Raw genomic sequence first — 24,382 nt, 5'->3', positions numbered from 1 at the left:
CGGGCGTCGTTCGGGACGGAGCCCTTGGCGGGATGTGGTGAATTGCCCGGGTTCGTCTGCTGATTGGAGGCTCTTTACCCGATGGCGGGACCTGGCCAATTGCTGAGCAAGACCTGTCAATTCACCTGCTGGATTGTCATGCTTCTGGTCATCCCCCAGCGGTAGCCCCACCCCCACCCATCGGTGGCGAACCGCTCGACTGCACGGGGTTCCCGCACGTCAGTGCCCGTCCCGCCCCACAGGTGCCGACCCGGCCCCCCGGGACGCGGTGCGACCGCGCCCAGACGCGGATTCCCGGAAGGACTCGTACGTGAAGCGTAAGCTCGCGGCCGTCGCCGTACTCTCGGCCACGGCCCTGTTGACCGGTGTGATCCAGGTGAGCACCGCCGCCCAGGCCGCTCCCACCCCCTCGCTGCAGGCCCAGGCCGCCCAGCAGCACGCGACCGCGCTCAAGCTGGCGGCCGGTCAGGCCGGCCCGCTGGCCAAGGCGCTCAAGCTCGGCGACAAGGAGCAGCTGGTCGCCAAGGACGCCGCGGTGGACAAGGACGGCACCCGCCACCTGCGCTTCGAGCGCACCTACGCCGGCCTGCCGGTGATCGGTGGCGACCTGGTCGTCCATCAGAAGGCCGACGGCTCGGTGAAGTCGGTCGACAAGGCGGTCGCCGCCCGGATCGCGCTGCCGAACACGACCCCGAAGATCGCCGCCGACCAGGCCGCCACGCAGGTCACCGCCGGGGTCAAGGCCACCATCGGGGCGCGCGCCGACGCCGACGAGTCGCCGCTCACCGAGGTCCACCAGGCCGGCAAGGCCGAGCTGGTGGTCTGGGCCACCGACGGCAACCCGCGCCTGGCGTACCGCACCACGGTCGAGGGCCAGCGCGCCGACGGCACCCCGAGCCGCCAGATCCTGGTCACCGACGCGGCCGACGGCCGGGTCCTCGCCACCCACGAGACGATCGAGACCGCGGGCGGCACCGGCAACGGCATCTTCGTCGGCCAGGTCCCGTTGGCCACCACCCAGAGCGGCTCGAACTACCAGCTGAAGGACGCCGGTCGCGGCGGCCAGTCCACCAGCGACCTCAACAACGGCACCGACGGCACCGGCTCGCTGTTCGCCAACACCAGCAACAGCTTCGGCGACGGCACCGTCAACAACCGCGAATCCGCCGCCGTGGACGCCCAGTTCGGTGCCGCCACCACCTGGGACTTCTACAAGAGCACCTTCGGCCGCAACGGCATCCGCAACGACGGCGTCGGCGCCCTGAGCCGGGTGCACTACGGCTCCAACTACGTCAACGCCTTCTGGGACGACAGCTGCTTCTGCATGTCGTACGGCGACGGCAGCAACAACACCGCACCGCTCACCGAGATCGACGTGGCCGGCCACGAGATGAGCCACGGCGTGACCGCGGCCACCGCGAACCTCAACTACGCGGGCGAGTCCGGCGGCCTCAACGAGGCGACCTCGGACATCATGGGCACGATGGTCGAGTGGTACGCCAACCTGCCCTCCAACCCGCCGAACTACTGGATCGGCGAGCTGATCAACCTCAACGGCAACGGCACGCCGCTGCGGTACATGGACCAGCCGAGCAAGGACGGCGGCTCGGCGGACTACTGGGACGCGAACGTCGGCAACCTGGACGTGCACTACTCGTCCGGGGTGGCGAACCACTTCTTCTACCTGCTGTCCGAGGGCAGCGGCGCGAAGACCATCAACGGGTTCAGCTACAACAGCCCGACGTACGACAACTCCACGCTCGCGGGCATCGGCCGGGACAAGGCCGCGCAGATCTGGTACCGCGCGCTGACCACGTACTTCACCTCCACCACCGACTACGCGGGCGCCCGTGCGGGCACCCTCAGCGCGGCGGCGGACCTGTACGGGGCGGGCAGCGCGGAGTACAACGCGGTCGCCGCCACCTGGACGGCCGTCAACGTCAACTGACCGGGCTCCGGGGAGACTTCGGGCATGAGTCCAGCCCGGAGCTGAACCGGACCCGGGCCTGAACCCATCAGGCCCGGGCCCGGGGAGGTGTGGAGGGCCCCGCCGGGCCGTGGGTGCCGGCCGGCGGGGGAGTACGGCGGGGGCGACGGTGAGCGGACCACCGTCGCCCCCGCTGTGTGACGCCTGACGATACGTCAATTTTCCTTTCCGTGCAGCTTCCGTGGCGATTCGTGGCGCACGCGAGGGTGGACAGCAGGGCGCGGGGCCCTGGTAGCACCTCCGGCGGGCCCCCGTACACCCAGAAAACTCGACCATCGCGGCGGTAGTGGACAACCCCCGGGAACGGCAGTGCACTTGGTTCCGGGGCGAACCTCCGGATCCGTAGCGTCCTCAGCATGACGCTACTGACACGAACCCCGCCGAGCGCCGTCCGACGGCGCGGCCTGCTGGTCTACCTGGTGCTCGCCTACGCCGGGATGTGGGCGGCGATGACCCCGCTGCTCGCCGAGGGCTACCAGCGCACCGACGCCCGGGAGGGGGTCGGCGCGCTGGAGCAGATCTGCATCGCGGCCGCCATGCTGGCCCCGGCGCTGGCGGCGCTGCTGGTGGTCCGCCTCGTCGAGCGGGGCGGCGGGGTACGGGAGGCGCTGGCACTGCGCTGGCCGCGGCCCCGGGCCCGCGCGGTCCGGGCCTGCCTGCTGCCGCTCGGGGTGCTCGGCGGGCTGACGGCCGCGACGCTGGCACTCGGCGCGCTGGCGGGCAGCTACCCGTTCGCCGGCTTCGGCTCGCTGGACGCGGGGCGGATCGGATCGTGGGCGGTCCAGGGCCTGATCGGGATGGTGCTCTCGCTGCCGCTGTTCTTCGGCGAGGAGATCGGCTGGCAGGGCTTCCTCTTCCCCCGGTTGCTGCTGCTCGGCCGGCGAGAGGGCGGGGGTGAGGGCGCCGGTGGCAGGGTGGTGCTGGTCCGGGCGTACCTGCTCGCGGGGACGGCCTTCGCGCTCTGGCACCTGCCGACGCTGCTGATGGGCGGCCAGTACCCGGGGCGGCCGTGGTACCTGGCGGTGCCCGCGCTGACGGTCAGCTGTGTGCTCGTCCTGCCGGTCTTCACCTGGCTGAGGCTGCGCTCGGGGTCGGTGGTCCCGGCGGTGCTGGCGCACGCCTTCACGAGCAGCATGAGCGTGTCGATGGTCCGGGAGTTCGCGGACCCGGACGCCGAGCTGGACCCGCTCACGATGTCGCTGGCGGGCTGGCCCGGCTGGGTCGTCCTCGGCGGGTTCGTGGCCTTCCTCGCCTTCACCGGGCGACTGCGGCCGGGCCGGTACGGGCAGGGGTGACGCGTGCCGTGGCGGGCGGCGGATGACGGATGTCAGATGACAGATTTCATCATCTGTTATCTGAAATCTGTTATCTGTTAGCTGTCGGCTGTTCGCTGTCACCCGTCGTCCGTCACCCGCCCGCCGGTGCCATGTCCTTGCGGATCTCGTCCAGGATCAGCCCGGCCCCGGTGTAGCCGATGCCGAGCATCCACAGGTTGTCGTCCACCCGGAACACCCGCCCGTTGCGCACGGCGTCCAGGTTCTTCCAGAGCGCCCCCTCGGTGATCTTCCCCTGGTCGGACTTGGCCGCGTCCCCGTACACCGCGTAGAAGATGACGTCGGCCGCGGCCTGGTCCACCTGTTCGGGGCTGATCTCCATCGAGAAACCGGGCTTGTCCTGGTTGGCGGGCCGCCCGAGCCCCAGATCCTTGAACAGCGAGCCGACGAAGGTGTCGTTCAGGTAGAGCCTGGTCGGCGCACCCGCCAGGAAGCGGGCCATCTCGACCCGGGTGGCCGCCGCCCTGGCCGGTCCGCCGAGCGCGGTGACCAGGTCCCGCAGCTTCGCCCGGTATGCCGCGTCCGCCGCGTCGGCCTCGGCCTGCCGGCCCAGCGCCTCGGCGTGCAGCCGGACGTTCTCCTTCCAGGTCGGTCCGGTGGTCTTGGAGAGCACCGTCGGCGCGACCTTCGACAGTTCGTCGTACCGCTTGTCGTCGCGGACCTGGTTGCTCAGGATGAGGTCCGGCCGCAGTGCCGCGATCGTCTCCAGGCTGGGCTGGCCGATGGCCCCGACGGGCTTCGTCCCGGACAGCCGCTCGGCGGGCAGGTAGGCGGGGAACGGGGCGCCCGCGGTGACGGTGGTGGCGCCGACCGGGCTGAGGCCGAGGGTGACCACCGAGTCCAGCGCGTCGGTGTCCAGGGCCACCACCCGGCTCGCCCGGGCCGGCACGGTGCTCTCGCCGCGCGCGTGCCGGACCGTCCGGGTGCCGCCGGAGCCGGCCGAACCACCACCGGACGAACCGGAGTCGGACGAACCGGAGCCCGACGAACCACCACCGGACGAACCGCCGCCCGGCGCCGGGGAGTCGGGCCCGCACGCGGCGAGCGCGAGCCCCGGGGCGAGCCCGGCGGCGAGGCCGAGAGCGGCGCGGCGGCTGAGCGGTCGGGCCATTGGCGGCACCTCCAACGTACGGGCAGGGCGCGGGAATCCCTGCCCGCGCGGCGGCCCGGTTACGCCTCGGAACCGTTCTCCCGTCGCTGGCGCAGGAGTTCGAGGTACTCGACGTGCACCCGCCGGTCCATGGCGAGGGCGAACTGGGCGTCCGCGACCGTGCGCGCCAGCGGTCGCACCCGCAGGATGCGCTCGGTGAGCCGGGCCGCCTCGCCGGGCGGCAGCGGGGTGTCGGCGGCCAGCGCGCTGAGCAGGTGCTCGCCGACAACCTCGATGAAGATCTCGGCGATGGCGTCCACGTGCTCCCGGGTGCGCCGACTGGCGTCCAGTACCGCCGAGAGCGGCACCCCCTCCGCCACCAGCTCGGTGGTGGCGTCCATCAGCCGGCGGCTGACGTGGGTGATGCCGTCCTCCTCGACGGTGATGTAGCCCTGGGCGATCGACTCGGCGGTGTTCTCCTCGGTCAGTTGGTCGCCGAAGGCGGTCTTGAGCTCGTCCCAGTCCAGGCGTACCGGGGTCTCGTCGGACCACGGTGCGACGATCGCCGCCTCCAGCCCGATCAGCTCGGCGACGTCCCGTCCGCTCTCGCCGGCGCCGATCAGCTCGGCGATGCCGCCCAGGGTGTGGCCGCGTTCGAGCAGTTCGCCGATCATCCGCAGCCGGGCCAGGTGCTCCTCGCCGTACCAGGCGATGCGGCCCTCCTTGCGGGGCGGCTGAAGCAGTTTGCGCTCGCGGTAGAAGCGCAGGGTGCGGGTGGTGATGCCGGCGGCCTCGGCCAGTTCCTCCACCCGGTACTCGCGTTTTCTGTCGCCCGCAGCAGCTCTGACCTTGTCCACGGCGATCAGCATAGGTCCGTCGGCTCGGAAGGTTCCCCGAACCGGAGCGGTCGCGCTTCTTCCATCCGGTGTCAGCAAGGGCTACCCTGCCAACCATGCCAGTGATTACTGGCGCGATTGGCGGGGTTCCGGAGGCGGGCCCCGGGAGGATCCGGAGACGGGCCCCAGGAGGTTCCGGGGCACGCTCGCCGGGAGAGCGCGACGATCACCGTCCCACCCTCAGGAGGTTGCCGCATGGCATCCAGCAGCAAGCGCCCCCGCTCCGGCGCGTCCGCAGCGACCGACACCACCGCGGCGCAGGAGTCCGTCCCGCACGTCCGGGTGGCGGTGATCGGCTCCGGCTTCGGCGGACTCGGCGCCGCGGTCCGACTGCGCCGTGCCGGGATCACCGACTTCGTGGTCCTGGAGCGGGCGGACTCGGCCGGCGGCACCTGGCGCGACAACAGCTACCCCGGCTGCGCCTGCGACGTGCCCTCGCACCTCTACTCCTTCTCCTTCGCGCCCAACCCCGACTGGCCGCGCAGCTTCTCCGGCCAGCCGGACATCCGCGCCTACCTGGAGAAGGTCGCCACCGTCTTCGGCCTCCGCCCCCACTTGCGCTTCAACACCGAGGTGCTGGAAGCCCGTTGGGAGAGCGAGCAGACCCGCTGGCGGATCACCACCTCGGCCGGCCAGTGGACGGCCGACGCCATCGTCTCCGCCGCCGGACCGCTCGCCGACCCGCAGATCCCCGACCTGCCCGGGCTGGGCGACTTCCCCGGCAAGGTGTTCCACTCCTCCCGCTGGGACCACGACTTCGACCTGACCGGCAAGCGCGTCGCGATGGTCGGCACCGGCGCCTCCGCCGCGCAGATCATCCCGTCGATCCAGCCCAAGGTCGGCAGGCTGACGGTCTTCCAGCGCACCCCGGCCTGGGTGCTGCCGCGCCGCGACCGCGAGATCAGCCAGCTGGAGAAGTGGCTGCACGGCCGCCTGCCGGTCACCGCGAAGATCCGCCGCGGCACCCTGTTCGCCCTCCGCGAGCTCCAGGTGGACGCGTTCGTGCGCCGCCCCGGACTGCTGCGCCTGGTCCAGCAGCTCGCCGAACGCCACATCGCCCAGGGCGTCCCCGACCCGGCGCTGCGGGCCAGGCTCACCCCGGACTACCGGATCGGCTGCAAGCGCATCCTGCTCAGCAACACCTACTACCCGGCGCTCGCCGCGGCCAACACCGAGGTCGTCTCCTCCGGCCTGCGGGAACTGCGCGGCTCCACGCTGGTCGCGGCCGACGGCAGCGAGCACGAGGTGGACGCCATCGTCTTCGGCACCGGCTTCCACGTCACCGACATGCCCATCGGCGCCCGGGTGTTCGGCGCCAACGGGACCAGCCTGGCGGAGGAGTGGAAGGACGGCATGGAGGCGCTGCGCGGCTCGACCGTGCACGGCTTCCCGAACCTCTTCTTCGTCATCGGGCCCAACACCGGCCTCGGCAACAGCTCGATGATCCTGATGATCGAGTCCCAACTGAACTACATGATCGACGCGTTGACCACGCTCGGCTCGATCGGAGCCGCCGCGATGCAGCCCACCGCGCGCGCCCAGCGGCAGTGGAACCTCGAACTCCAGCATCGGATGGACCGCACCGTCTGGACCACCGGCGGCTGCCTCAGCTGGTACCTCGACCCGAGCGGCAGGAACACCGTGCTCTGGCCCGGCTCCACCACCTCGTTCCGCCGGGCCACCCGCAGGGTCGACCTGGGCGAGTACGAGCTGATCATGCGCGCCGCTCCGGCGGCCGCCCGCACCGTCCAGGAGGTCTCCGCGTGAACGGCGTCCGGCTGCCCGAGGAGTACGAACCTCCCGTCCCCGTGGAGGAGTTGAGCGTACGGTCGGCGGACGGCATCCGGCTGCACGTCGAGGTGCACGGCCGGCTCGACGCGCCCACCGTGGTGCTCGCCCACGGCTGGACCTGCTCGACCGCCTTCTGGGCCCCGGTGATCCGCCTGCTGGCCGACCGCTACCGGGTGGTGGCCTACGACCAGCGCGGCCACGGGCGCAGCGAGATCCCGCCGAGCCGGGCCCGCTACTCGACCAGGGCGCTGGCCGAGGACCTGTCCGCCGTGCTCACGCGGACCGTGCTGGCGGGCGAGCGGGCCGTGCTCGCCGGGCACAGCATGGGCGGGATGACGATCATGGCCGCCGGTGGCCGCCCCGAGGTCGCCGAGCGCACCGCCGCGGCCGTCCTGATCTCCACCGGGCCGGGCGACCTGGTGGCCGAACTCACCGTCCTGCCACCGGCCGTACGCGCCCGGGGCCTGCGGCGCTTCCTGCACCGGCAGCTGCTGCGCTCCCGGATGCCGCTCGGACCGGTCTCGTCGGTCAGCCGGGCGGCGCTCAAGTACGCGACCATGGGCGCCGGTTCGCCCGCCGGCCAGGTCGAGGCGACGGCCCGGATCGTGCACGCCTGCCCGACCGCCGTCCGCGCCAACTGGGCCGCGGTGCTGGACCGGGTGGACGTCCACGCCGGGCTCGCCCGGATCGCCGCGCCCACGGCGGTGGTGGTCGGCACCGACGACCGGCTGACCCCGCCGGTGCACGCGCACCGGATGGTCGCCGAACTCCAGGACGCACAGGGGCTGTTGCTGCTGCCCGGGGTCGGGCACATGTCGCCGCTGGAGCGCCCGGCGGAGGTCGCCGCGGAGATCCACCGGATGGCCTCCGGGTACCTGACGGCCGCGCCCGCTGCCGCTACCGCGTCCGCCGGCGCCGTTCCCGCTTCCGCTTCCGCTTCCGCTTCCACCGACGAGAGGACCGCTGTCGCATGAACGCCATCCCGCCGTTGTCCGAGCAGGTCGTCGTCGTCACCGGGGCCGCGCGCGGCGTCGGCGCGTCGCTGGCCCGCAAGCTCGCCCGGCGCGGGGCCAAGGTGGCCCTGCTGGGGCTGGAGCCGGAGGAGTTGAAGGCCGTCGCCGCGCAGTGCGGCCCGTCCGCGACCAGCTGGGAGGTGGACGTCACCGACCTCGACGCGCTGGAGGACACCGCCCGGCGGATCAAGGAGCACTACGGGCGGGTCGACACCGTCGTCGCCAATGCCGGGATCGCCCTCGGCGGGCCGCTGGCCGACAGCGACCACCGGGCGTTCAGCCGGGTCATCGAGGTCAACCTGCTCGGCAGCGTGGCCACCGCCCGGGCCTTCCTGCCGGCGCTCGCCGAGAGCCGCGGGTACCTGCTCCAGATCGCCTCGCTCGCCGCGCTGACCCCCGCGCCGCTGATGAGCGCGTACTGCGCCAGCAAGTCCGGGGTGGAGGCCTTCGCCCACTCGATCCGCGCCGAGGTGGCCTACCAGGGGGTCAAGGTCGGTGTCGGGTACCTGAGTTGGACCGACACCGACATGGTGCGCGGGGCCGACGAGGACGCCGTGCTGAAGCAGATGCGCTCCCGGCTGCCGTGGCCGGCGAACAAGACGTATCCGCTGGAGCCCGCGGTGGACCGGATCGTCGCCGGGATCGCCCGCCGGTCCGCCCACGTCTACGCCCAGGCCTGGCTGCGCGGGATGCAGCCGGTCCGCTGGCTGCTGCCGAGCCTGATCGCGGTGGTCGGCTCCCGGGACGTGGCCCGGCTCGCCCCCCAGCTCGCCGCCACCGCCGCCACTCGCCTGCGCGCCGTCGGCGCCGGGGGCGCGGCGGATGACCGACGGCGGACAGTCGACAGCTGACGGATGACAGGCGACGGATAACAGCTGACAGCTGACAGATTTCGAAATCTGTCAGCTGTCAGCTGTTCGTCGTTCGCCGTCACCCGCCCCCGCCGCGATCCCCGCCAGCGTCTCCAGCGCCCGCGCCAGTACCGGCAGCGGCGGCGAGGCGAGCCCGACCCGGACGGCGGAGGGCGAGCGCCGGGGATCGACGGCGAAGGCCGCCGCGGGCGTGAGCGAGATCCCGGCCCGCGCCGCCTCCGCGACGAAGGTCTCCGCCCGTCGGCCGGTCGGCAGCTCCCACCACAGGTAGTACGAGCACGGGTCGGACCGCAGCCGCTGCCCCGCCAGCACCTCGCGCGCCAGCAGCTGCCGGGCCGTCGCGTCGGCCCGCTTCGCCGCCTCCACCGTGGCCAGCGTGCCGTCCCCGATCCAGCGCACCGCCGCCTCCAGTGCGAAGCCGCCCGGCGTCCACCCGCCCGAGCGCAGGGCGCCCGCCACCCGTTCGCGCAGAGCCGCCGGGACGACCGCGAACCCGGTGGTCAGCCCCGGGGCGAGCCGCTTGGAGAGGCTGTCCACGAGGACGGTGCGCTCCGGCGCGAGCGCCGCCAGTGGCGCCGACTCCGGCCGCAGGAAGGACCAGACGGCGTCCTCGACCACCGGCAGGTCGAGCCGCCGCAGCAGCGCCACGAGCGCCACCACCCGCTCCTGCGGCAGGCTCGCGCCGAGCGGGTTCTGCAGGCGCGGCTGGATGTACACCGCGCGCAGCGGTCCGGCCCGGTGGGCGGCCGCCACGGCGTCCGGCAGCAGCCCGTACTCGTCCACGGCCAGCGGCACCAGCACGATGCCCAGCCGCTCCGCCGCCGCCTTGACCACCGGATAGGTCAGCTCCTCCACGCCCAGCCGCTGTCCGGGCGGCACCAGCGCGGACAGGGCCCCGGCGATGGCCTGCCGCCCGTTGCCGGCGAACAGCAGGTCCTCCGCCGCGACCTCCCAGGAGCCGGCCGACACCAGTCCGGCGAACGCCCGCCGTGCCGCGCCCGTCCCGGCCGCGCCGACCGGCCGCAGCGCCTCGCCCAGCGCGTCCGGCCGCAGCAGCGGCGCCAGTGCGCCCGCCAGCAGTTCGGCCTGCCCGGAGACGGCGGGGTAGTTGAGCTCCAGGTCCACGGGGGCGGCGGCCGGCTCCGCGAGTGCCACCCGGGTGCCGTCCGGTGCGCGCCCGGCCCGGACGAAGGTCCCGCGCCCGACCTCCCCGACGGTCAGCCCGCGCCGGGCCAGTTCCCGGTAGACGCGCCCCGCCGTCGAGTTGGCGATGCCCCGACCGCGGGCGAACGCCCGTTGGGTGGGCAGCTGCTGGCCGGGCCGCAGTCGTCCGCCCGCGATCTCGGCGGCGATCCGGTCGGCGATCAGGCGGTAGTCGTCCATCGGCGTTCGCTCCTCCAGAGCCTCGGGCGCTGGATTGCACCGAGGGCAAAGTCATCATTGCATTGACCCGATGAGCCGTCCTAGCCTCCTCGCATGGACGCGTTGACATCCGCCGTGGACGGCCGGGCCCTGCTCGGGATCGCCGCCGTGGCCCTGGGCATGGTGCTGTCGCCCGGGCCGAACATGATCTACCTGGTCTCGCGCTCGATCGCGCAGGGCCGCCGCGCCGGGCTGATCTCGCTGACCGGGGTCGCGGCCGGCTTCCTGGTCTACCTGGTCGCGGTGACGGCGGGGGTGGCCGCGGTGTTCTCGGTGGTGCCCGCCCTCTACACCGCGATCAAGCTGGCCGGTGCCGGGTACCTGCTCTGGCTGGCCTGGAAGGCGGTCAAGCCGGGCGGCACGGCGGTCTTCGCCCCGCAGCAGCTGCCGCCGGACCCGCCGCGCCGGCTGTTCGCGATGGGCTTCCTGACCTGCCTGCTCAACCCCAAGATCGCCATCATGTACATCTCGCTGCTGCCGCAGTTCGTGGCCCCGGAACGCGGTCACGTCGCCCTGCAGAGCCTGCTGCTGGGCCTGACCCAGATCGCGATAGCGATCACCGTCAACGGCCTGATCGCGGTGAGCGCGGGCAGCATCGCGGCCTTCCTCAACCGCCGCCCCGGCTGGCTGCGGATCCAGCGCTACGTGATGGGCACCGTCCTCGCGGGCCTCGCCGTGCACATCGCCGCCGACCGCGCCAAGGCCGTGGCGGTTTAGGGCGTCTCCTCGCCGGCTAGAGCCGGCTGGCGACCCGCAGTGCCTCGTACCCCGCCTGGACGAACCGTCCGTTCAGCGCCGGAGCGGTGTTGGCCACCGCCGCGACGGCCGCCGAACGCTCCGGCGAGAAGCCCACGAAGGCGGTGAACCCCCGGGTGCCCCCGCTGTGGAAGAAGAGGTCCCGGTCGCCCGAGCGGCGGTGCATCCAGACCAGGCCGATCCGGTCGGTCGAGTGCGGCAACCGAAGCCGCAGCCGCCGGACGTCCCGCAGGGCGGCCTTCAGCCCGCTGCCCGGGCCCGCCGCCGGCCCGTCGTCCAGGTGTGCAAGGAGGTAGCGCAGCAGATCGGTCCCGTCGGACCGCACCGCGCCGGCTCCGGGCAGCCCGGGGATGTGCCAGGGCGGGAGCGCCTGTCCGCGCCGGTAGCCGGTGGCCCGGCCCGGCGGGTCCGGGGCGCAGGTCGTGGACCGCAGCCCCAGCGGTCCGCAGACCCGGTCGACGAGTAGTTCCCCGTACGGCAGCCCGCCCGTCTCGGCGAGCACCCGGCCGAGCAGTCCGACTCCGTAGTTGGAGTACCCGTACCTGCTACCGGGATGTCCCCGTACGGTCGTTCGGGCCAGTGCGTCCCTCAACTGTTCGTCGCCGTACGTCTGGTACGGGTTGCTGAACCAGGCCGGGACGGCCTTCGCGAGCAGTCCCGGGGGCAGTCCGGGCAGGCCCGAGGTGTGGGTGGCCAGGTGCAGCAGCCGGATGGGTTCCGGTGAGTGGACCTTCGCGGCGCGCCAGCGGCGCGGCAGCCTGCTCTCGACCGGGTCGTCCAGGGCGAGTTCACCGCGGGCGACCATCTCCGCGAGCAGCAGTGCGGTGAACGTCTTGCTGACGGATCCGAGTTCGAAGATGGTGTCGGGGGTGCAGGGCGCGGCGGCCGGTCCGCGGTGGACCCGCCCGAAGCAGCGCACCTCCGCCAGGTCGCCGCGGGCCAGGGCGACGGTCACGGCGGTGGCGTAGGGCTCGGCCGCCCGCACCACCGCCGTGACCGCGGCGTCCAACCCGTTCAAGGGGCCACCGGCGTGCCGCCGAGGGCCCGGGAGAGCGCGACGTTGGCGGCCACCACCCCGACCACCGCGGTGTGGCAGTGCTGGCGGAAGTCCTCCTCCGGGTCCTCGTTGTCGGGTGCGGAGCCCTCGCACTTGATCATCCCGTCCGCCTGCTGGGCCGCTGCCAGCGCCTCCCAACCGGTCCGGCCGGTGACCGGTTCGCCGATGCACGAGTCCACGATGAGCAGTTCGCCGGCGAGGTCCCACTGCTCGATCTCCAGCCAGATGTCGAGCCAGACCGGCAGCCAGTCGCGCAGGTAGTCGCGCATCGGCTCGGGCAGGCACTCGGGCCGGGCGCCCCAGTCGGTGAGGTGGAAGACGGTGTGGGTGACCTGGTAGGCGATCACCCAGGCGACGGTCCACGGCTCGGGGAGGGCGCCGAGCCAGGTGTTCCGGGCCAGCCGGGGCCAGTCCGGCTGCGGTTCGAGGCCGGAGATCCGCCGCGCGTTGGCGAGGGCGAGGTGGCGGCTGCCCTGAATCTCGACGGCGTGCACGGCGCGGAGCCGGCCGATCGAGGTGAGCAACTCCTCCATGGCAGCGTGGCGGTAGCCGGACCGGGCGAAGTGGCCGTACGTCTCCAGCGGGTCGACGAGGGTGACGTGCCGCAGCTGTCGTTCGAGCAGCAGGTCGCCCTCTCCCAGCTGGGCCCAGGCGGCTTCGAGGAGTTCCCGCGCGAGGCGGGCGTCGTGCGGGCCGGTGACGCCGTCGCGCAGGACCAGGGAGGAGGCCAACGCGGCTTCGCAGAGCGGCTTGTAGACGTCCTCAGGGTCGGCCAGGTCGACGATGGTGCTTTCCTCCAGCCGGCTGTAGCCGCGTTGGTAGCCGGCGTGCAGCCAGGCCAGTGACCGGGAGCCGAGCTGTTGGGCGGTGGCGAGCACCGAGGTTTCGGTCATTTCGGCGCTCCTTCCAACATGCGCTGGGCGATGGTGAGTTCGAGCACGGAGCGGGACGTCCCGTCGCCGGCCAGGCGGATCCGGTCCAGGACGGGTTCGATCTCCAGCCGGAGCGGCCGGCCGTCGGCCCGGGCCCAGGAGAGCCACCGGGCGAGCCGTACGGCGGTGGTGGGGTCGCGCCGGAGCATGCTGCGGACGGCGCCGCGGGCGAGGTGCAGGGTGTTCGCGCGGGCGGCGTCGTGCACCGGGCCGTCCAGCGTCGGCAGTGCCAGGGAGGACAGTTGGGCCATCCGCTTCGACCACGCCTGCCAGCCGACGGCCTCCGGGTCGGACAGTGGCGCGGGGGTCTGTACGGCCGCCCCGTACGGTGTGCGGGCGAGCAGTCCTCCGGCCGCCCAGTCCTGCCACCCGAGTACCAGCGCGGCCTCCGCGGAGGAGGGGGTGGGTGCGGGGAAGGCCGTTCGTGCCTCGGCCAGCAGCGCGGCGGTGGTGTCGTCGGGCTGCGCGCCGGTGAGCAGTTGCGGTGCGAAGAGGTCCGCGCCGAGCACCCGGACTGCGGCCAGCAGCGGGCGGGGCACCACGGTGTCGGGGTCCGCGAGTGCGGCCGTGCCCTCGCCGTCCCGGAGGACGGCGAGGGTCCGGTCCGCCACCCGCTCGACCGCCGCGGCGTACTCGTCACGGAGAGGGGTCTCGGCGGTTGGCATGGTGATCTGGTCCCCCTTCAGGAGGGTCGGTCACGGGCGCGAGGCCCGACAGGGGGGAAGTCGCCCTACCGGGTCGGCTTCTCCTTGGGGCCCTTCGGCGAGAGGAGCAGCAGCGCGGCGAGCAGCACCGCGCCGGCGGCCTCGGGCAGGTACGTGGGCGCGTCGGACACGACGGCCTCGTCCTCCACCATCAGGCCCGCGAGTGTCTCGGCTTCGAGTGTCGCGCTGTGCGACGTCGTAGCCGTTTCGGTCCGGAACTGAGTAAGCATCAGAAGTGCCTCCTCGTCTGGATTTCACCGCCCGGTCGGACGATGCCCCCGTTCGACAGTACGAGCACCTCCCGGGGGCTGCATCCGCAACTCTCTGAGCTGGGAAATCGCCCTCGGTGTGGGTCCGGAAGCGGCGAGTCGGTACGGTCTGGGGCATGACCACAGCCTTGATCACCGGCGCGACCGCCGGCATCGGAGCCGCCTTCGCGCGACGGCTCGCCCGCAGCGGCTACCAGCTCGTCCTGGTGGCCCGGGACACCGAGCGCCTGGAGCGCGCCGCCGCCGACCTGCACGGCAGGTACGGCATCGAGACGGAGGTGCTGACCGCCGACCTCGCGACCGACGAGGGCATCGGTGCCGTCGAGGCCCGGCTCGCCGACCCCGCCCGCCCGGTGGACCTCCTGGTCAACAACGCGGGCTTCGGCAACAAGGGCGCCTTCGGGACCGTCCCGCTCCAGGACGAGCTGGCCATGCTGAAGGTGCACATCGAGGCGATCCTGCGGCTGACCACGGCCGCCCTGCCCGGAATGCGGGAGCGCGGCCGCGGTGCGATCGTCAATGTGGCCTCGGTGGCGGCCTTCCTGCCGCGCGGCACGTACGGCGCGAGCAAGGCCTGGGTGGTCAGTTTCACCCAGGGCGTGCTGCGCGACCTCGGCGGTACGGGCGTGCGGATGATGGCGCTCTGCCCGGGCTTCACCCGGACCGAGTTCCACCAGCGGGCCGGCATGGGCACCGGGAACATCCCGTCCTGGTCCTGGCTGTCCGCCGAGCGGGTGGTGGACGAGGCGATGCGCGACCTGGCGCGCGGCCGGGCCGTGTCCGTGCCGGGCAAGCGGTACAAGGTCGCGGTGGCCATCGCCCGGATGCTGCCCTCCGGCAAGCTCGGCGGGGTCTCCTCGAAGGCGGCGCGCACCTACCGGACCAACTGAGGCCCGGGGCGGTCGGGGCGGTCGGGCGGCTCCGCGGGGCCCGTACGCGCGCTCCGCGGAGCCTGTACGGACGAGGAATAGGGCAACAGTCACTATTAGCTTATCTAACTATGAGCTATCCTCGCTATATTGCCCCGCACCCGACCGCCCCACCCAGGGAGGCCCGTCCTTGAGGCCCACCGCCATCGACTGGACCCCGCCCGAGCGAGCCGAGGGCGAACCCCGCCCACCGGCCGAGTGGCGCCGCATCCTCGCGCTCTTCCGCCCGTACCGGGCCCGCCTGGCCGTCGTCGGGCTGCTGGTCGCCGCCTCGGCCGTGGTCTCGGTCGTCTCGCCCTTCCTGCTCAGGGCCGTCCTGGACACCGCCATCCCGCAGGGCCGCACCGGGCTGCTCAGCCTGCTCGCGCTCGGGATGATCCTGACCGCCGTGGTGAACAGCATCTTCAACGTCCTCCAGACGCTGATCTCCACCACCGTCGGCCAGCGCGTGATGCACGACCTGCGCACCGCCGTCTACGGCCACCTCCAGCGGCAGTCGCTGGCCTTCTTCACCCGCACCCGCACCGGTGAGGTGCAGTCCCGGATCGCCAACGACATCGGCGGCATGCAGTCCACGGTGACCTCCACCGCGACCAGCCTGGTCTCCAACCTGACCGCCGTGGTCGCCTCCGTCGTCGCCATGGTCGCCCTCGACTGGCGGCTGACCGTCGTCTCGCTGCTGCTGCTCCCGCTGTTCGTCTGGATCAGCCGCAGGGTCGGGCAGGAGCGCAAGAAGATCACCACCGAGCGGCAGAAGCAGCTGGCCGCGATGAGCTCGGCGGTCCAGGAGTCGCTCTCGGTCAGCGGCATCCTGCTCGGCCGCACCATGGGCCGCTCCGGCTCGCTCGCCCGGGAGTTCACCGGGCAGTCCGACCAGCTCGCCGACCTGGAGGTGCGGGCCAGCATGGCCGGGCGCTGGCGGATGAACACCATCCAGATCGTGATGGCCGCGATGCCCGCGCTGATCTACTGGGCGGCCGGGCTGACCTCCGCCGCCGGTGCGCCGATCGTCTCGGTCGGCACCCTGGTCGCCTTCGTCACCCTCCAGCAGGGCCTCTTCCGGCCCACCGTCAGCCTGCTCTCCACCGGTGTGGACGTGCAGACCTCGCTCGCCCTCTTCCAGCGCATCTTCGAGTACCTCGACCTGCCGGTGGAGATCGACGAGCCGGCCGACCCGGTCACCCTGACCGACATCCGCGGCGAGGTCCGCTTCAAGGACGTCGACTTCCGCTACGACCCTGCGCAGGAGCGCCCCACCCTGGCCGGCGTCGACCTCACCGTCCCGGCCGGGAGCTCGCTGGCCGTGGTCGGCGAGACCGGCTCGGGCAAGACCACCCTCAGCTACCTCGTCCCGCGGCTGTACGACGTCACCGGCGGAAGCGTCACCCTGGACGGCGTGGACGTGCGCGAACTGTCCTTCGACACCCTGGCCCGCGCGGTCGGCGTGGTCTCCCAGGAGACCTACCTCTTCCACGCCTCGGTCGCCGAGAACCTGCGCTTCGCCAAGCCGGGCGCCAGCGACGCCGAGCTGGTCGAGGCCGCTCGGGCCGCACAGGTCCACGACACCATCGCCGCCCTCCCGGACGGCTACGACACCCTGGTCGGCGAGCGCGGCTACCGTTTCTCCGGCGGCGAGAAGCAGCGCCTCGCACTCGCCCGGACGATCCTGCGCAACCCGCCGGTGCTCATCCTCGACGAGGCCACCAGCGCGCTCGACAACCGCACCGAGCACGCCGTCCAGCAGGCCGTGGACACCCTGGCCGCCGGCCGCACCACCATCACCATCGCGCACCGGCTCTCCACCGTCCGCGCCGCCGACCAGATCGCCGTCCTGGACCACGGCGAGGTGGTCGAACTCGGCACCCACGAGGAGCTGGTGGCACTGGACGGACGGTACGCGGCGCTGCTGCGCCGGGAGGTGCCGGAGGCCGCCCGGCAGCCCGAGCCGGCCGCACTCGGGCACGTGTGACGGGACGGGCGCGCCCGGGTTCGTGTCGAGCCGGATCGACGGGGCGGCCGCCGGGCTCGGGTGCGCGGGACGGGCCGGCGTGCGAGCGCGTGCGCCCGGGACGGGCCGGCGGTCAGGCCGCCTTCGGGACCTCGTTGTAGCTCTCCGCGACCTCCTGGCCGGAGAGCCGCTGGATGGCCGCCATCACCTCGTCGGTCACCTGCCGACGGGCCTTCAGCGAGCGGGCCTGCCCGTGCAGCTCGTCGAAGTGCAGCGGCTCGCCGAAGCGGACCGTCACCTTCTTCAGCCGCGGCAGCCGCTTGCCCACCGGCAGGATCTGCTCCGGACCCTCCAGCGCCACCGGCACCACCGGCACGCCCGCGGTCAGCGCGAGCCAGGCGACGCCCGTCTTGCCCCGGTAGAGCCGGCCGTCCAGGGAGCGGGTGCCCTCGGGGTAGATGCCGAAGGCCTTGCCGTCCTCCAGGATCTCCAGCGCCGACTCCAGCGAGGCCTGAGCGGAACGGTAGGTGCCGCGCTCGACCGGCACGGCGCCGATGGCCTCGAAGAAGCCCTTGGAGAGCCGGCCCTTGAGCCCGGTGCCGGTGAAGTACTCGGCCTTGGCGAGGAAGTGGACCCGGCGCGGGGCGGTCAGCGGGATCACCACGCTGTCGATGAAGGACAGGTGGTTGCTGGCCAGGATCACCCCGCCCTTGCGCGGCACGTTCCCGATTCCCTCGATGACCGGCCGCCAGATCCCCCGCGAGACCGGTTTCAGCACCAACTTGGTGGCGAGGTCGAGCACGATTCCCTCCCTGGACGAACGATCGCCCGGGAGGAGCCCGGGCCTGCAATCAGATCCGCAGACTACGACACCGACCCCGGCGCGCGTCCACTCCCGGCGACCGTGGCGAACACCACGGCCGGGTAGGGTACGGCCGTCCGAACCGAGCGACACCCCGCAGTACCCAGGAGGGCACCATGGAGACCACCGAGGCGATCAAGGCCTTTTTCGACCGCTTCGACAAGGACGGCGACGGCAAGATCACCCCGGCCGAGTACGCTCTGGCCGCCAACGAGATGGGCGACCACGACGTCACCATCTCGATGGCCGAGGCGCTGATCCACAGCATGGACACCAACCACGACGGCGTCCTGACCTTCGAGGAGTTCCTGGCCGCCCGCCGGCGCTGAGCCCGTGCCGACGGGGCCGGTCGCCGTACCGGCGGCGCCGGCCCCGTCCGGAGGTCCCGCGGACGCTCCCGCGCCGTTCCTCCTACTTCTCCTTCTCCACCGGGAACACCCGGCGCACCACCCGCTCCGCGGCCCCGCCGTCGTCCCAGACGCAGAACTTCGCCCGGAAGTCGGCCCGCGCCGCCGGCTCGGGGTCGCCCGCCAGCAGTGCCCGCGCCAGCCCGTCCGCGTCCACCGTGACCGCGCCCGGCGGCTCCGCGAACAGGTCGAAGTAGACGCCGCGTTCCCTCTGGTACTCCTCCCAGTCCGGGGCGAAGACCACCACCGGCCGGTCCAGCACCGCGTAGTCGAACATCATCGACGAGTAGTCCGTCACCAGCGCGTCCGCCGCGAGGTAGAGGTCCTCGACGGTCGGGTGCGCCGAGACGTCCACGATCCGCGCCGACTCCGCACCGGCCGCCGTCAGGTCGCCCGGGCCGTCCGCGTGGAAGTAGTGGGTGCGCACCAGCAGCGTGAAGTCCGGGCCCAGTCGCCGGGCCAGCTCCGCCACGTCCAGCAGCGGCACGTAGCCGCCCTTGCTGCCGCGGTGGGTCGGCGCGTACAGCACCGCCCGGGTGTCCGGCCGCAGCCCGAGCAGCTCGCGCATCGCCCGGACCTCGTCCGAAGTGGCGTTCGCCAGCCGGTCGTTGCGCGGGTAGCCGGTGTCCAGCATCTCGTACCGGCCGGGGAAGGCACGGGCGAAGTGCCCGCTGGTGTGCGGGTTGGGGGAGACTAGGAAGTCCCAGCGGTCGACGGCCTCCTGGAGCAGGTCGAAGTCCATCCCCTCGGCCGCCGCCGGATGGTCGCGCAGGTCCATGCCCATGGCCTTGAGCGGGGTGCCGTGCTGGGTCTGGACGTGCACCGTGCCCGCCCGCTTCGTCATGGTGCGGGGGAAGTTGACGTTGTTGACGAAGTACTTGGCGGTCGCCATCGCCCTGAGGTAGGCGGGGGTGTTGACGATCACGTACGGCACCCCGGGCGGCAGCGTGGCGGCCTGGGCGCGGTTCTCCACCACCCACACGCCCCGCACCCGCGGGGCGAGTTCCTTCGCCTTCTCGTAGATCGCCGCCGGGCTGCACGCGTAACCCCGGTGCCAGTACGCGGCGTAGACCGCGAGGTGCTGGTCCAGCGGCAGCCGGCGGAACGCGTTGTACGCGGTGAACCGGGCGCCGCTGCGCATCCCCTTCTTCACCGCGGGCGCCACCGCCCGTGCCCCGCGCTTGAGTTCGCGCGGCAGCCGGCCGGTGCGGCGCAGCTCGGCGTACGCGATCCGGGCGCCGCGGGCGGCCAGCCGGTACTGCACGCCGCGCACCCCGCCGGGGAAGCGGTAGCCGGCCGGGCGGTGGCGGTCGAAGTGCCGGGCGATCCGCTGGAAGAAGTCCTTGCGCAGGTCGGTGGGGACCAGCCCGGGGGTGTCGTAGACGTTCAGGGCCTGGCGGACGGTCCGGTCGAAGACCAGGGTGCGCAGCGAGTCCGGGACGGGCCGGCCGGGGCGGTCCGGGCGGTCCAGGAAGGCGAAGATCGCGTCGTACTGGGCGAACACGTCGGCGTGCTTGGGGGAGGCGGTGGCGGTGATCGCACCGTCCCGGCCGCGCCGGTAGAAGTAGCAGGGGCGGTCCAGGTAGCGCAGCCGCTCGGCGGCCAGCAGCGCCGGGTAGGTGACCGAGATGTCCTCGTAGTAGCCGCGGCCGAAGGAGACGCCGAGGCCGTCCAGGAACGCGCGGCGGAACAGCTTGTTCCACACCGACATCACGGTCTGGAACAGCGCCGGGTGCTCGGCCAGGGTGCAGCCCTCGACCAGCGGGGAGTCGGCCAGCACGTGGCGCCAGGGGTTGGGCTCCGTCCCGCCGTCCGGGTAGACGTGGGTGAAGCCGGTGAGCAGCACGTCGGCGGGGGTCTCCCGGAGACGCTCCCGCGCCAGCTCGTCCAGCAGCGTGCCGACCGTCCCCTCGGGCACCCAGTCGTCGCTGTCCACGAACCAGACGTACTCGCCGCGGGCCTGCGGCAGGGCGGCGGTGCGGGCGCCGCCGAGGCCCTGGTTCTCGGTGAGGTGCAGCACCCGCAGCCGGCTGTCGCGGGCCGCGTAGGCGTCCAGGATCGCGCCGGAGCCGTCGGGGGAGAGGTCGTCGACCGCGATCACCTCGAAACGGGTCTCGGCGGCGGGGACGTCGCCGAGGATCGAGTCGAGGCAGCGCGGGAGGTACCGCTCCACGCCGTGGACCGGGAGCACGATGCTGAGGAGGAGGGACACGCTGGCCGAGTGTACCGATCCACCGGGCGCGACCTGCGCGGACGTCCGGTGCGGGCCTTCCGGGGCCCTGCGGCCCTTGGGGGGCCTGGGCGGCGGTGGCGGCGGCGCGGCTGTGGCGGGGGCTGTGGGGTGTCCGGGAAGGGTGTCCGGGAAGGGTGTCCGTGAAAGCCGTCCGTGGCGGACAAGCCGTCCGTGGCGGACCCGGAACCGCCGGTGCCGGGCCCCTCGCGGGGCGGCACCGGCAGTCAGGTGGCGATCCGGCCGACCCTCGACGGCCGACCGCCGGTCCGGGCACCGCGCGAGCCTGGCCACCGCAGCGTCGAGGCGGCCGGGCAGTGGCTCGCGGGAGCCGGAGTTCTTCATCACTCGAACACACGCTTGAGTGCGGTGCGGGCACTGGCGTGTGCATCCGATATTGCTTGGAGGTTCGGCGGGAGTCAATCCCTCGAATGTGTTCACTTCCTGAAGTCGGTCGGTCACGGTGTCATCGGGGTCCGCGCTCGGACGGGTCATGCCCGGGCGGGCCGTGCCCGATGGGCCGGTCGGTGATCGCTTTGTCGATGTGGCGGCTGTCCCCTTAATAGGGGGACGCGGGCGGGGAGCGGGCGGGAAGCGGTCGGTGCGGGCGGTCGGCGCTGGTGGTGCCGGCGGTGCGTGGGCGGGGTGCCGCCGGGGCGCCGCTGTGCGCCGGGCGCGCGTCATGCGCAGGGTTGCCGCACTCGCGCCCGCCCGCCCTGGTGACGGATGGCCGGTCGTGCACCATCATTGATGCCTAGTCGTGACCGGCCGGGCGGCCCCTGGTGCTTCGTCAGTTGACGCCGCACGATACGGTGGCACAACACCAAGGACGGTTGCGCGAAGGCCGTCCTTCACGGATAGTCTTCGCCTCACGGCCCTGGCGCCTCGTAGGGGTGGGAAAAACTGATGGAACACATGCAAGTGCGGACTCGGCCCCGCGTGCCGGCGATCCAGTGCGGTGTCGGCACGACCGGCCGCCGGATCGACCGACACCTGGCCGTGCTCGGCGCGCCCGCACTCCCGGCGGTGGACACCGCCGAGGCGCTCGGGTTGATAAGGGAGCTCACGCCGCGCGGCGCCGAGGCCCCGACGACCCGTCGTCGCCACACCAGGATCTCGCTGCTGACGCCGCTGCGTCGGCTGCGGCGGAGCCTTTTCGGCGGGCGCGGCTAGTCCGACCGGTGCGGCACGGGTCCCTCCCCGCCGCCCGGTCGGAACCGACCCGGTGGACCGTCCGGTCCGCCGGGTCTTCAATGTGTCCGGACGGCGTCCGGGCGGTGCCGGGGGGAGCGTCGCGGCCGTCCGGGGTGATGTGGTCTGAACCTTTCAGCCTATGCGAGTTTGCCCGCCCGGCACGGCCAGACGGCGAGGGAGTACGCCCGGCCCGCTGACCTGGGACAGGATGGCGCCATGGCGGACAACAACCACTCCACCCAGACCGGCTCGTTCCCGACCACCACCTTCCAGAGCAGCACCTTCGAGATCACCACCGGCTCCCGCGAGGTCGCGCTCGACATCACCGACCGCTGCGTCGAGTTCCTCGACGAACGGGCCACCGGGCGCGACGGCCTGCTCAACATCTTCGTCCCGCACGCCACCGCGGGGATCGCGGTACTGGAGACCGGTTCGGGCAGCGACGACGACTTCCTCGCCACCCTGCGCGACCTGCTCCCGGCCGACGACCGCTGGCGCCACCGGCACGGCAGCCCGGGCCACGGCCGGGACCACGTGGTGCCCGGACTGGTCGCCCCGCACGCGACCCTGCCGGTGCTCGGCGGTCAACTGGCCCTCGGCGTCTGGCAGTCGGTGGTCCTGATCGACACCAACGGGGACAACCCGCGCCGGACCGTCCGGCTGTCCTTCCTCGGCTGACGCGCGGGAACGGCGGGCGCTCCGGCGGGCGGCGGTCCCGCAGGTGGCGGTCCGGCGGGTGGCCTCGGCGGACCCGGTGGCTCAGCGGACGTGCGCGGCCACCGCGGCGAGGTAGCGCTCGATCGCCAGGTGCTGGCAGAGCAGGGCCACCGGCCGGCCGAGCCTGGCGTACCAGGCGGACAGCCGGGAGAACGCGGTGACCTCGAACCACACCTCGCCGCCGGCGTCCATCGACACCAGGAACGCCTCCTCGCCGCACTCCGGGTGCCCGGGGAGGGTGCCGTACCCGAAGCCGATCCGGTCCGGCTCGTCCACCGTCCACACCACCCGGCAGGGGATCACCTGCCGGGGCCACCGGCTCCCCGGCAGGTTCAGCCGCAGCAGCACCGTCCCGCCCTCCCGGGCCGGGCCGGCCGGGTGCACCGCGAAGCCGGTGCCCAACTGGCTGCCCCAGCCGAGCACGTAGTGCCCGGCCCGCTCCAGCACCTCCGGCCCGTGCCCCAGGTGGACCCGCCGCCGCAGGTGGGCGTAGCCGTCCGGGAGCGCCCGCCCCCGTCCCGGGTGGCACCCACCTCGGGGTACGACGGGGTGGTGGCGCGGGCGGCGAGCAGGCGTCGGTGCAGGTCGGTGGGCATGCCGGCCACGGTAACCGCCGGGTGGGAGGGGGCCGTCGGCGGGGCGGGGGCGTACCTCTGGCGGGCTTCGGCGAACAGGTTTCAGCGAACGAACGTCAGCGAACAGAGTTCAGACGACAGCTTTCAGCGAACGTTTTCTGACATCTGTTCGCCGTTGGCGAGGCGGGGCGGGGGAGAGAGGGGCGGGCGGCGGCCCGGTCACCTGCGGCGTGTTGCGGCAGGGCGGCGGCGCGGAGTAGGAAGTCGGTATGAGCGACACCGGTACGAACCAGGAAGCGGGCGTCTGCGAACTCGCGCCCGACGGCGGAGCGGAGGCGGCGCTGCGGCACGACCCGCGGGCGGCCGGCCCGCGCGCCGACTGCGTCCTGTGCGGCGAGCCGACCGAACTGCCCGCCGACCAGCCGGGCAGCACCCTCTGCCCGGTGTGCGCCTGGCAGCAGGCGCAGCGGATCGCCTGCTCGGGCTGAACCTCCGGACAGGGTCCGGGGGTTCAGGCCCTACGCGTCCTCCCGCCCGGCCAGCGCCAGGGTCGAGCCGTGCCGCCCCTTGCGGACCAGCAACTGGGCGGGGATGCGGCTGCGCAGGTCGGCGACGTGGCTGACGATGCCGACCGCGCGGTCCCGCTCGCGCAGTCCGTCCAGGACGTCCATGACCTCCTCCAGGGCGTGCTCGTCGAGGGTGCCGAAGCCCTCGTCGATGAAGAGGGTGTCCAGCGGCATGCCGCCCGCCTCGTCGGTGACCACGTCGGCCAGGCCCAGGGCGAGGGAGAGCGAGGCGAAGAAGCTCTCGCCGCCGGAGAGGGTCGCGGTGTCCCGCTCGGTGCCCGTCCAGGCGTCGACCACCCGCAGGGCCAGGCCCGAGCGCTTGGTCCCGGTGCCCCGGTCGTCGCTGTGCACCAGGGTGTAGCGCCCGCCGGACATCCGGACCAGCCGGTCGCTGGCCGCCGCCGCGACCTGCTCCAGCCGGGCCGCCAGGACGTACGACTCCAGGCGCATCCGCAGCCGGTTGTCGGCCGAGGTGCCGGCCGCGAGCGCGGCGAGCCGGTTGATCCGCCCGTACCTGTCCAGTGCCGGGGCCAGTTCGGCGGCGAGCCCGGTCAGCTGCCGCCCGATCGCGGCCAGTGCCCCGCAGCGCTCGCGGGCGGCCGCGTGGGCGGCGTGCGCCCGGCCGAGCCGGTCGGTCGCGGTGCCGAGCGCGGCCGCCACGGCGGGCAGGTCCACCGGCGGACGGACCGCGGCCTCGGCCAGCTCCGGCAGCGCCAGCTCGCGGCGGACGGCGGCGGTCTCCGCGCGGTGCCGCTCCAGCCGGGCCTCCAGCCGCTCGCGCTCCTCGCGCGGCAGCAGCACCGCCAGCGCCGCCGCGGCGTCCGGGAAGCC

Annotated in this window: 23 protein-coding genes; 12 read left to right on the top strand and 11 right to left on the bottom strand. The window is 73.2% G+C overall.

What is annotated here, in order from left to right; all coding sequences use genetic code 11:
• Window positions 1–310: 310 nt before the first annotated feature.
• Complete coding sequence (locus ACFRQN_RS14575) at window positions 311–1,948, top strand: M4 family metallopeptidase (RefSeq protein WP_380740659.1); 1,638 nt, start codon at window positions 311–313, stop codon at window positions 1,946–1,948.
• A gap of 395 nt (window positions 1,949–2,343) precedes the next feature.
• On the top strand, window positions 2,344–3,282 hold the full coding sequence (locus ACFRQN_RS14570) for a CPBP family intramembrane glutamic endopeptidase (RefSeq protein ID WP_380740656.1): 939 nt from the start codon (window positions 2,344–2,346) through the stop codon (window positions 3,280–3,282).
• Between the two features lie 112 nt (window positions 3,283–3,394).
• Here ACFRQN_RS14570 and ACFRQN_RS14565 read toward each other — a convergent pair whose 3' ends face one another.
• Window positions 3,395–4,432 (bottom strand): ABC transporter substrate-binding protein, encoded by a 1,038-nt coding sequence (locus tag ACFRQN_RS14565; RefSeq protein ID WP_380740653.1) that lies wholly within the window; start codon window positions 4,430–4,432, stop codon window positions 3,395–3,397.
• 59 nt (window positions 4,433–4,491) lie between these two features.
• The gene (locus ACFRQN_RS14560) at window positions 4,492–5,280 is read right to left on the bottom strand and encodes a MerR family transcriptional regulator (RefSeq protein WP_049650639.1); all 789 of its coding nucleotides are present in this window, start codon (window positions 5,278–5,280) and stop codon (window positions 4,492–4,494) included.
• A gap of 222 nt (window positions 5,281–5,502) precedes the next feature.
• On the opposite strand from ACFRQN_RS14560, the gene ACFRQN_RS14555 reads away from it, so the two are divergent.
• Genes ACFRQN_RS14555 through ACFRQN_RS14545 form a run of 3 tightly spaced genes read left to right on the top strand, consistent with a single transcriptional unit; the run spans window position 5,503 to window position 8,962 of the window.
• The gene (locus ACFRQN_RS14555) at window positions 5,503–7,074 is read left to right on the top strand and encodes a flavin-containing monooxygenase (RefSeq protein ID WP_380740650.1); all 1,572 of its coding nucleotides are present in this window, start codon (window positions 5,503–5,505) and stop codon (window positions 7,072–7,074) included.
• On the top strand, window positions 7,071–8,072 hold the full coding sequence (locus ACFRQN_RS14550; RefSeq protein WP_380740648.1) for an alpha/beta fold hydrolase: 1,002 nt from the start codon (window positions 7,071–7,073) through the stop codon (window positions 8,070–8,072). Before ACFRQN_RS14555 ends, ACFRQN_RS14550 begins: the two co-directional genes overlap by 4 nt.
• Complete coding sequence (locus tag ACFRQN_RS14545) at window positions 8,069–8,962, top strand: SDR family oxidoreductase (RefSeq protein WP_074004265.1); 894 nt, start codon at window positions 8,069–8,071, stop codon at window positions 8,960–8,962. Before ACFRQN_RS14550 ends, ACFRQN_RS14545 begins: the two co-directional genes overlap by 4 nt.
• A 51-nt stretch (window positions 8,963–9,013) precedes the next feature.
• Here ACFRQN_RS14545 and ACFRQN_RS14540 read toward each other — a convergent pair whose 3' ends face one another.
• Complete coding sequence (locus ACFRQN_RS14540; RefSeq protein ID WP_380740646.1) at window positions 9,014–10,366, bottom strand: PLP-dependent aminotransferase family protein; 1,353 nt, start codon at window positions 10,364–10,366, stop codon at window positions 9,014–9,016.
• Between the two features lie 93 nt (window positions 10,367–10,459).
• Here ACFRQN_RS14540 and ACFRQN_RS14535 point away from each other — a divergent pair, with 93 nt between their 5' ends.
• Window positions 10,460–11,122: a LysE family translocator gene (locus ACFRQN_RS14535; protein WP_049650635.1), complete on the top strand. Its 663-nt coding sequence runs from the start codon at window positions 10,460–10,462 to the stop codon at window positions 11,120–11,122.
• A 16-nt stretch (window positions 11,123–11,138) separates the two neighbouring features.
• Here the strand turns inward: ACFRQN_RS14535 and ACFRQN_RS14530 are convergent, their stop codons facing one another.
• From ACFRQN_RS14530 to ACFRQN_RS14515, 4 genes are all read right to left on the bottom strand, one after another.
• A complete protein-coding gene (locus tag ACFRQN_RS14530) occupies window positions 11,139–12,179 on the bottom strand; it encodes a serine hydrolase domain-containing protein (protein WP_380740644.1) in 1,041 nt (346 codons plus the stop codon).
• A complete protein-coding gene (locus tag ACFRQN_RS14525) occupies window positions 12,176–13,111 on the bottom strand; it encodes a DUF6895 family protein (protein WP_049650633.1) in 936 nt (311 codons plus the stop codon). The genes ACFRQN_RS14530 and ACFRQN_RS14525 overlap by 4 nt, the downstream gene beginning before the upstream one ends.
• The gene (locus ACFRQN_RS14520) at window positions 13,108–13,815 is read right to left on the bottom strand and encodes a hypothetical protein (RefSeq protein WP_380740642.1); all 708 of its coding nucleotides are present in this window, start codon (window positions 13,813–13,815) and stop codon (window positions 13,108–13,110) included. Before ACFRQN_RS14520 ends, ACFRQN_RS14525 begins: the two co-directional genes overlap by 4 nt.
• A gap of 65 nt (window positions 13,816–13,880) precedes the next feature.
• On the bottom strand, window positions 13,881–14,084 hold the full coding sequence (locus tag ACFRQN_RS14515; protein ID WP_380740640.1) for a hypothetical protein: 204 nt from the start codon (window positions 14,082–14,084) through the stop codon (window positions 13,881–13,883).
• A 155-nt stretch (window positions 14,085–14,239) separates the two neighbouring features.
• Here ACFRQN_RS14515 and ACFRQN_RS14510 point away from each other — a divergent pair, with 155 nt between their 5' ends.
• Both ACFRQN_RS14510 and ACFRQN_RS14505 read left to right on the top strand, forming a co-directional pair.
• Entirely contained in the window at window positions 14,240–15,013 is a 774-nt protein-coding gene (locus tag ACFRQN_RS14510; protein ID WP_074004271.1) for an SDR family oxidoreductase, read from the top strand.
• A gap of 169 nt (window positions 15,014–15,182) precedes the next feature.
• Window positions 15,183–17,021, top strand: coding sequence for an ABC transporter ATP-binding protein (locus tag ACFRQN_RS14505; protein WP_049650629.1), 1,839 nt, complete (start codon window positions 15,183–15,185; stop codon window positions 17,019–17,021).
• A gap of 112 nt (window positions 17,022–17,133) precedes the next feature.
• On the opposite strand, the gene ACFRQN_RS14500 is transcribed toward ACFRQN_RS14505, so the two are convergent.
• Window positions 17,134–17,802, bottom strand: coding sequence for a 1-acyl-sn-glycerol-3-phosphate acyltransferase (locus tag ACFRQN_RS14500; RefSeq protein ID WP_049650628.1), 669 nt, complete (start codon window positions 17,800–17,802; stop codon window positions 17,134–17,136).
• Window positions 17,803–17,978: 176 nt separating this feature from the next.
• Between ACFRQN_RS14500 and ACFRQN_RS14495 the strand changes: the two genes are divergently transcribed.
• Window positions 17,979–18,191: an EF-hand domain-containing protein gene (locus ACFRQN_RS14495; RefSeq protein ID WP_049650627.1), complete on the top strand. Its 213-nt coding sequence runs from the start codon at window positions 17,979–17,981 to the stop codon at window positions 18,189–18,191.
• Window positions 18,192–18,273: 82 nt separating this feature from the next.
• Here the strand turns inward: ACFRQN_RS14495 and ACFRQN_RS14490 are convergent, their stop codons facing one another.
• Window positions 18,274–20,481: a CDP-glycerol glycerophosphotransferase family protein gene (locus tag ACFRQN_RS14490; RefSeq protein WP_380740637.1), complete on the bottom strand. Its 2,208-nt coding sequence runs from the start codon at window positions 20,479–20,481 to the stop codon at window positions 18,274–18,276.
• A gap of 924 nt (window positions 20,482–21,405) precedes the next feature.
• On the opposite strand from ACFRQN_RS14490, the gene ACFRQN_RS14485 reads away from it, so the two are divergent.
• Window positions 21,406–21,672, top strand: coding sequence for a hypothetical protein (locus ACFRQN_RS14485; RefSeq protein WP_049650625.1), 267 nt, complete (start codon window positions 21,406–21,408; stop codon window positions 21,670–21,672).
• Between the two features lie 237 nt (window positions 21,673–21,909).
• Window positions 21,910–22,371, top strand: a complete 462-nt coding sequence (locus tag ACFRQN_RS14480) for a YjbQ family protein (protein WP_380740635.1) — start codon at window positions 21,910–21,912, stop codon at window positions 22,369–22,371.
• An 81-nt stretch (window positions 22,372–22,452) separates the two neighbouring features.
• On the opposite strand, the gene ACFRQN_RS14475 is transcribed toward ACFRQN_RS14480, so the two are convergent.
• Window positions 22,453–22,875, bottom strand: a complete 423-nt coding sequence (locus ACFRQN_RS14475) for a DUF1990 family protein (protein WP_380740676.1) — start codon at window positions 22,873–22,875, stop codon at window positions 22,453–22,455.
• A 379-nt stretch (window positions 22,876–23,254) separates the two neighbouring features.
• On the opposite strand from ACFRQN_RS14475, the gene ACFRQN_RS14470 reads away from it, so the two are divergent.
• The gene (locus ACFRQN_RS14470) at window positions 23,255–23,473 is read left to right on the top strand and encodes a hypothetical protein (RefSeq protein ID WP_049650622.1); all 219 of its coding nucleotides are present in this window, start codon (window positions 23,255–23,257) and stop codon (window positions 23,471–23,473) included.
• Between the two features lie 30 nt (window positions 23,474–23,503).
• Here the strand turns inward: ACFRQN_RS14470 and ACFRQN_RS14465 are convergent.
• Window positions 23,504–24,382, bottom strand: an 879-nt coding sequence (locus tag ACFRQN_RS14465; protein WP_380740632.1) for an SbcC/MukB-like Walker B domain-containing protein, incomplete at its 5' end; no start/stop codon positions are given.

This window comes from Kitasatospora sp. NPDC056800, from assembly GCF_042789775.1.
GTDB lineage: Bacteria > Actinomycetota > Actinomycetes > Streptomycetales > Streptomycetaceae > Kitasatospora.
This window is presented reverse-complemented; position numbering and strand designations above follow the sequence as displayed.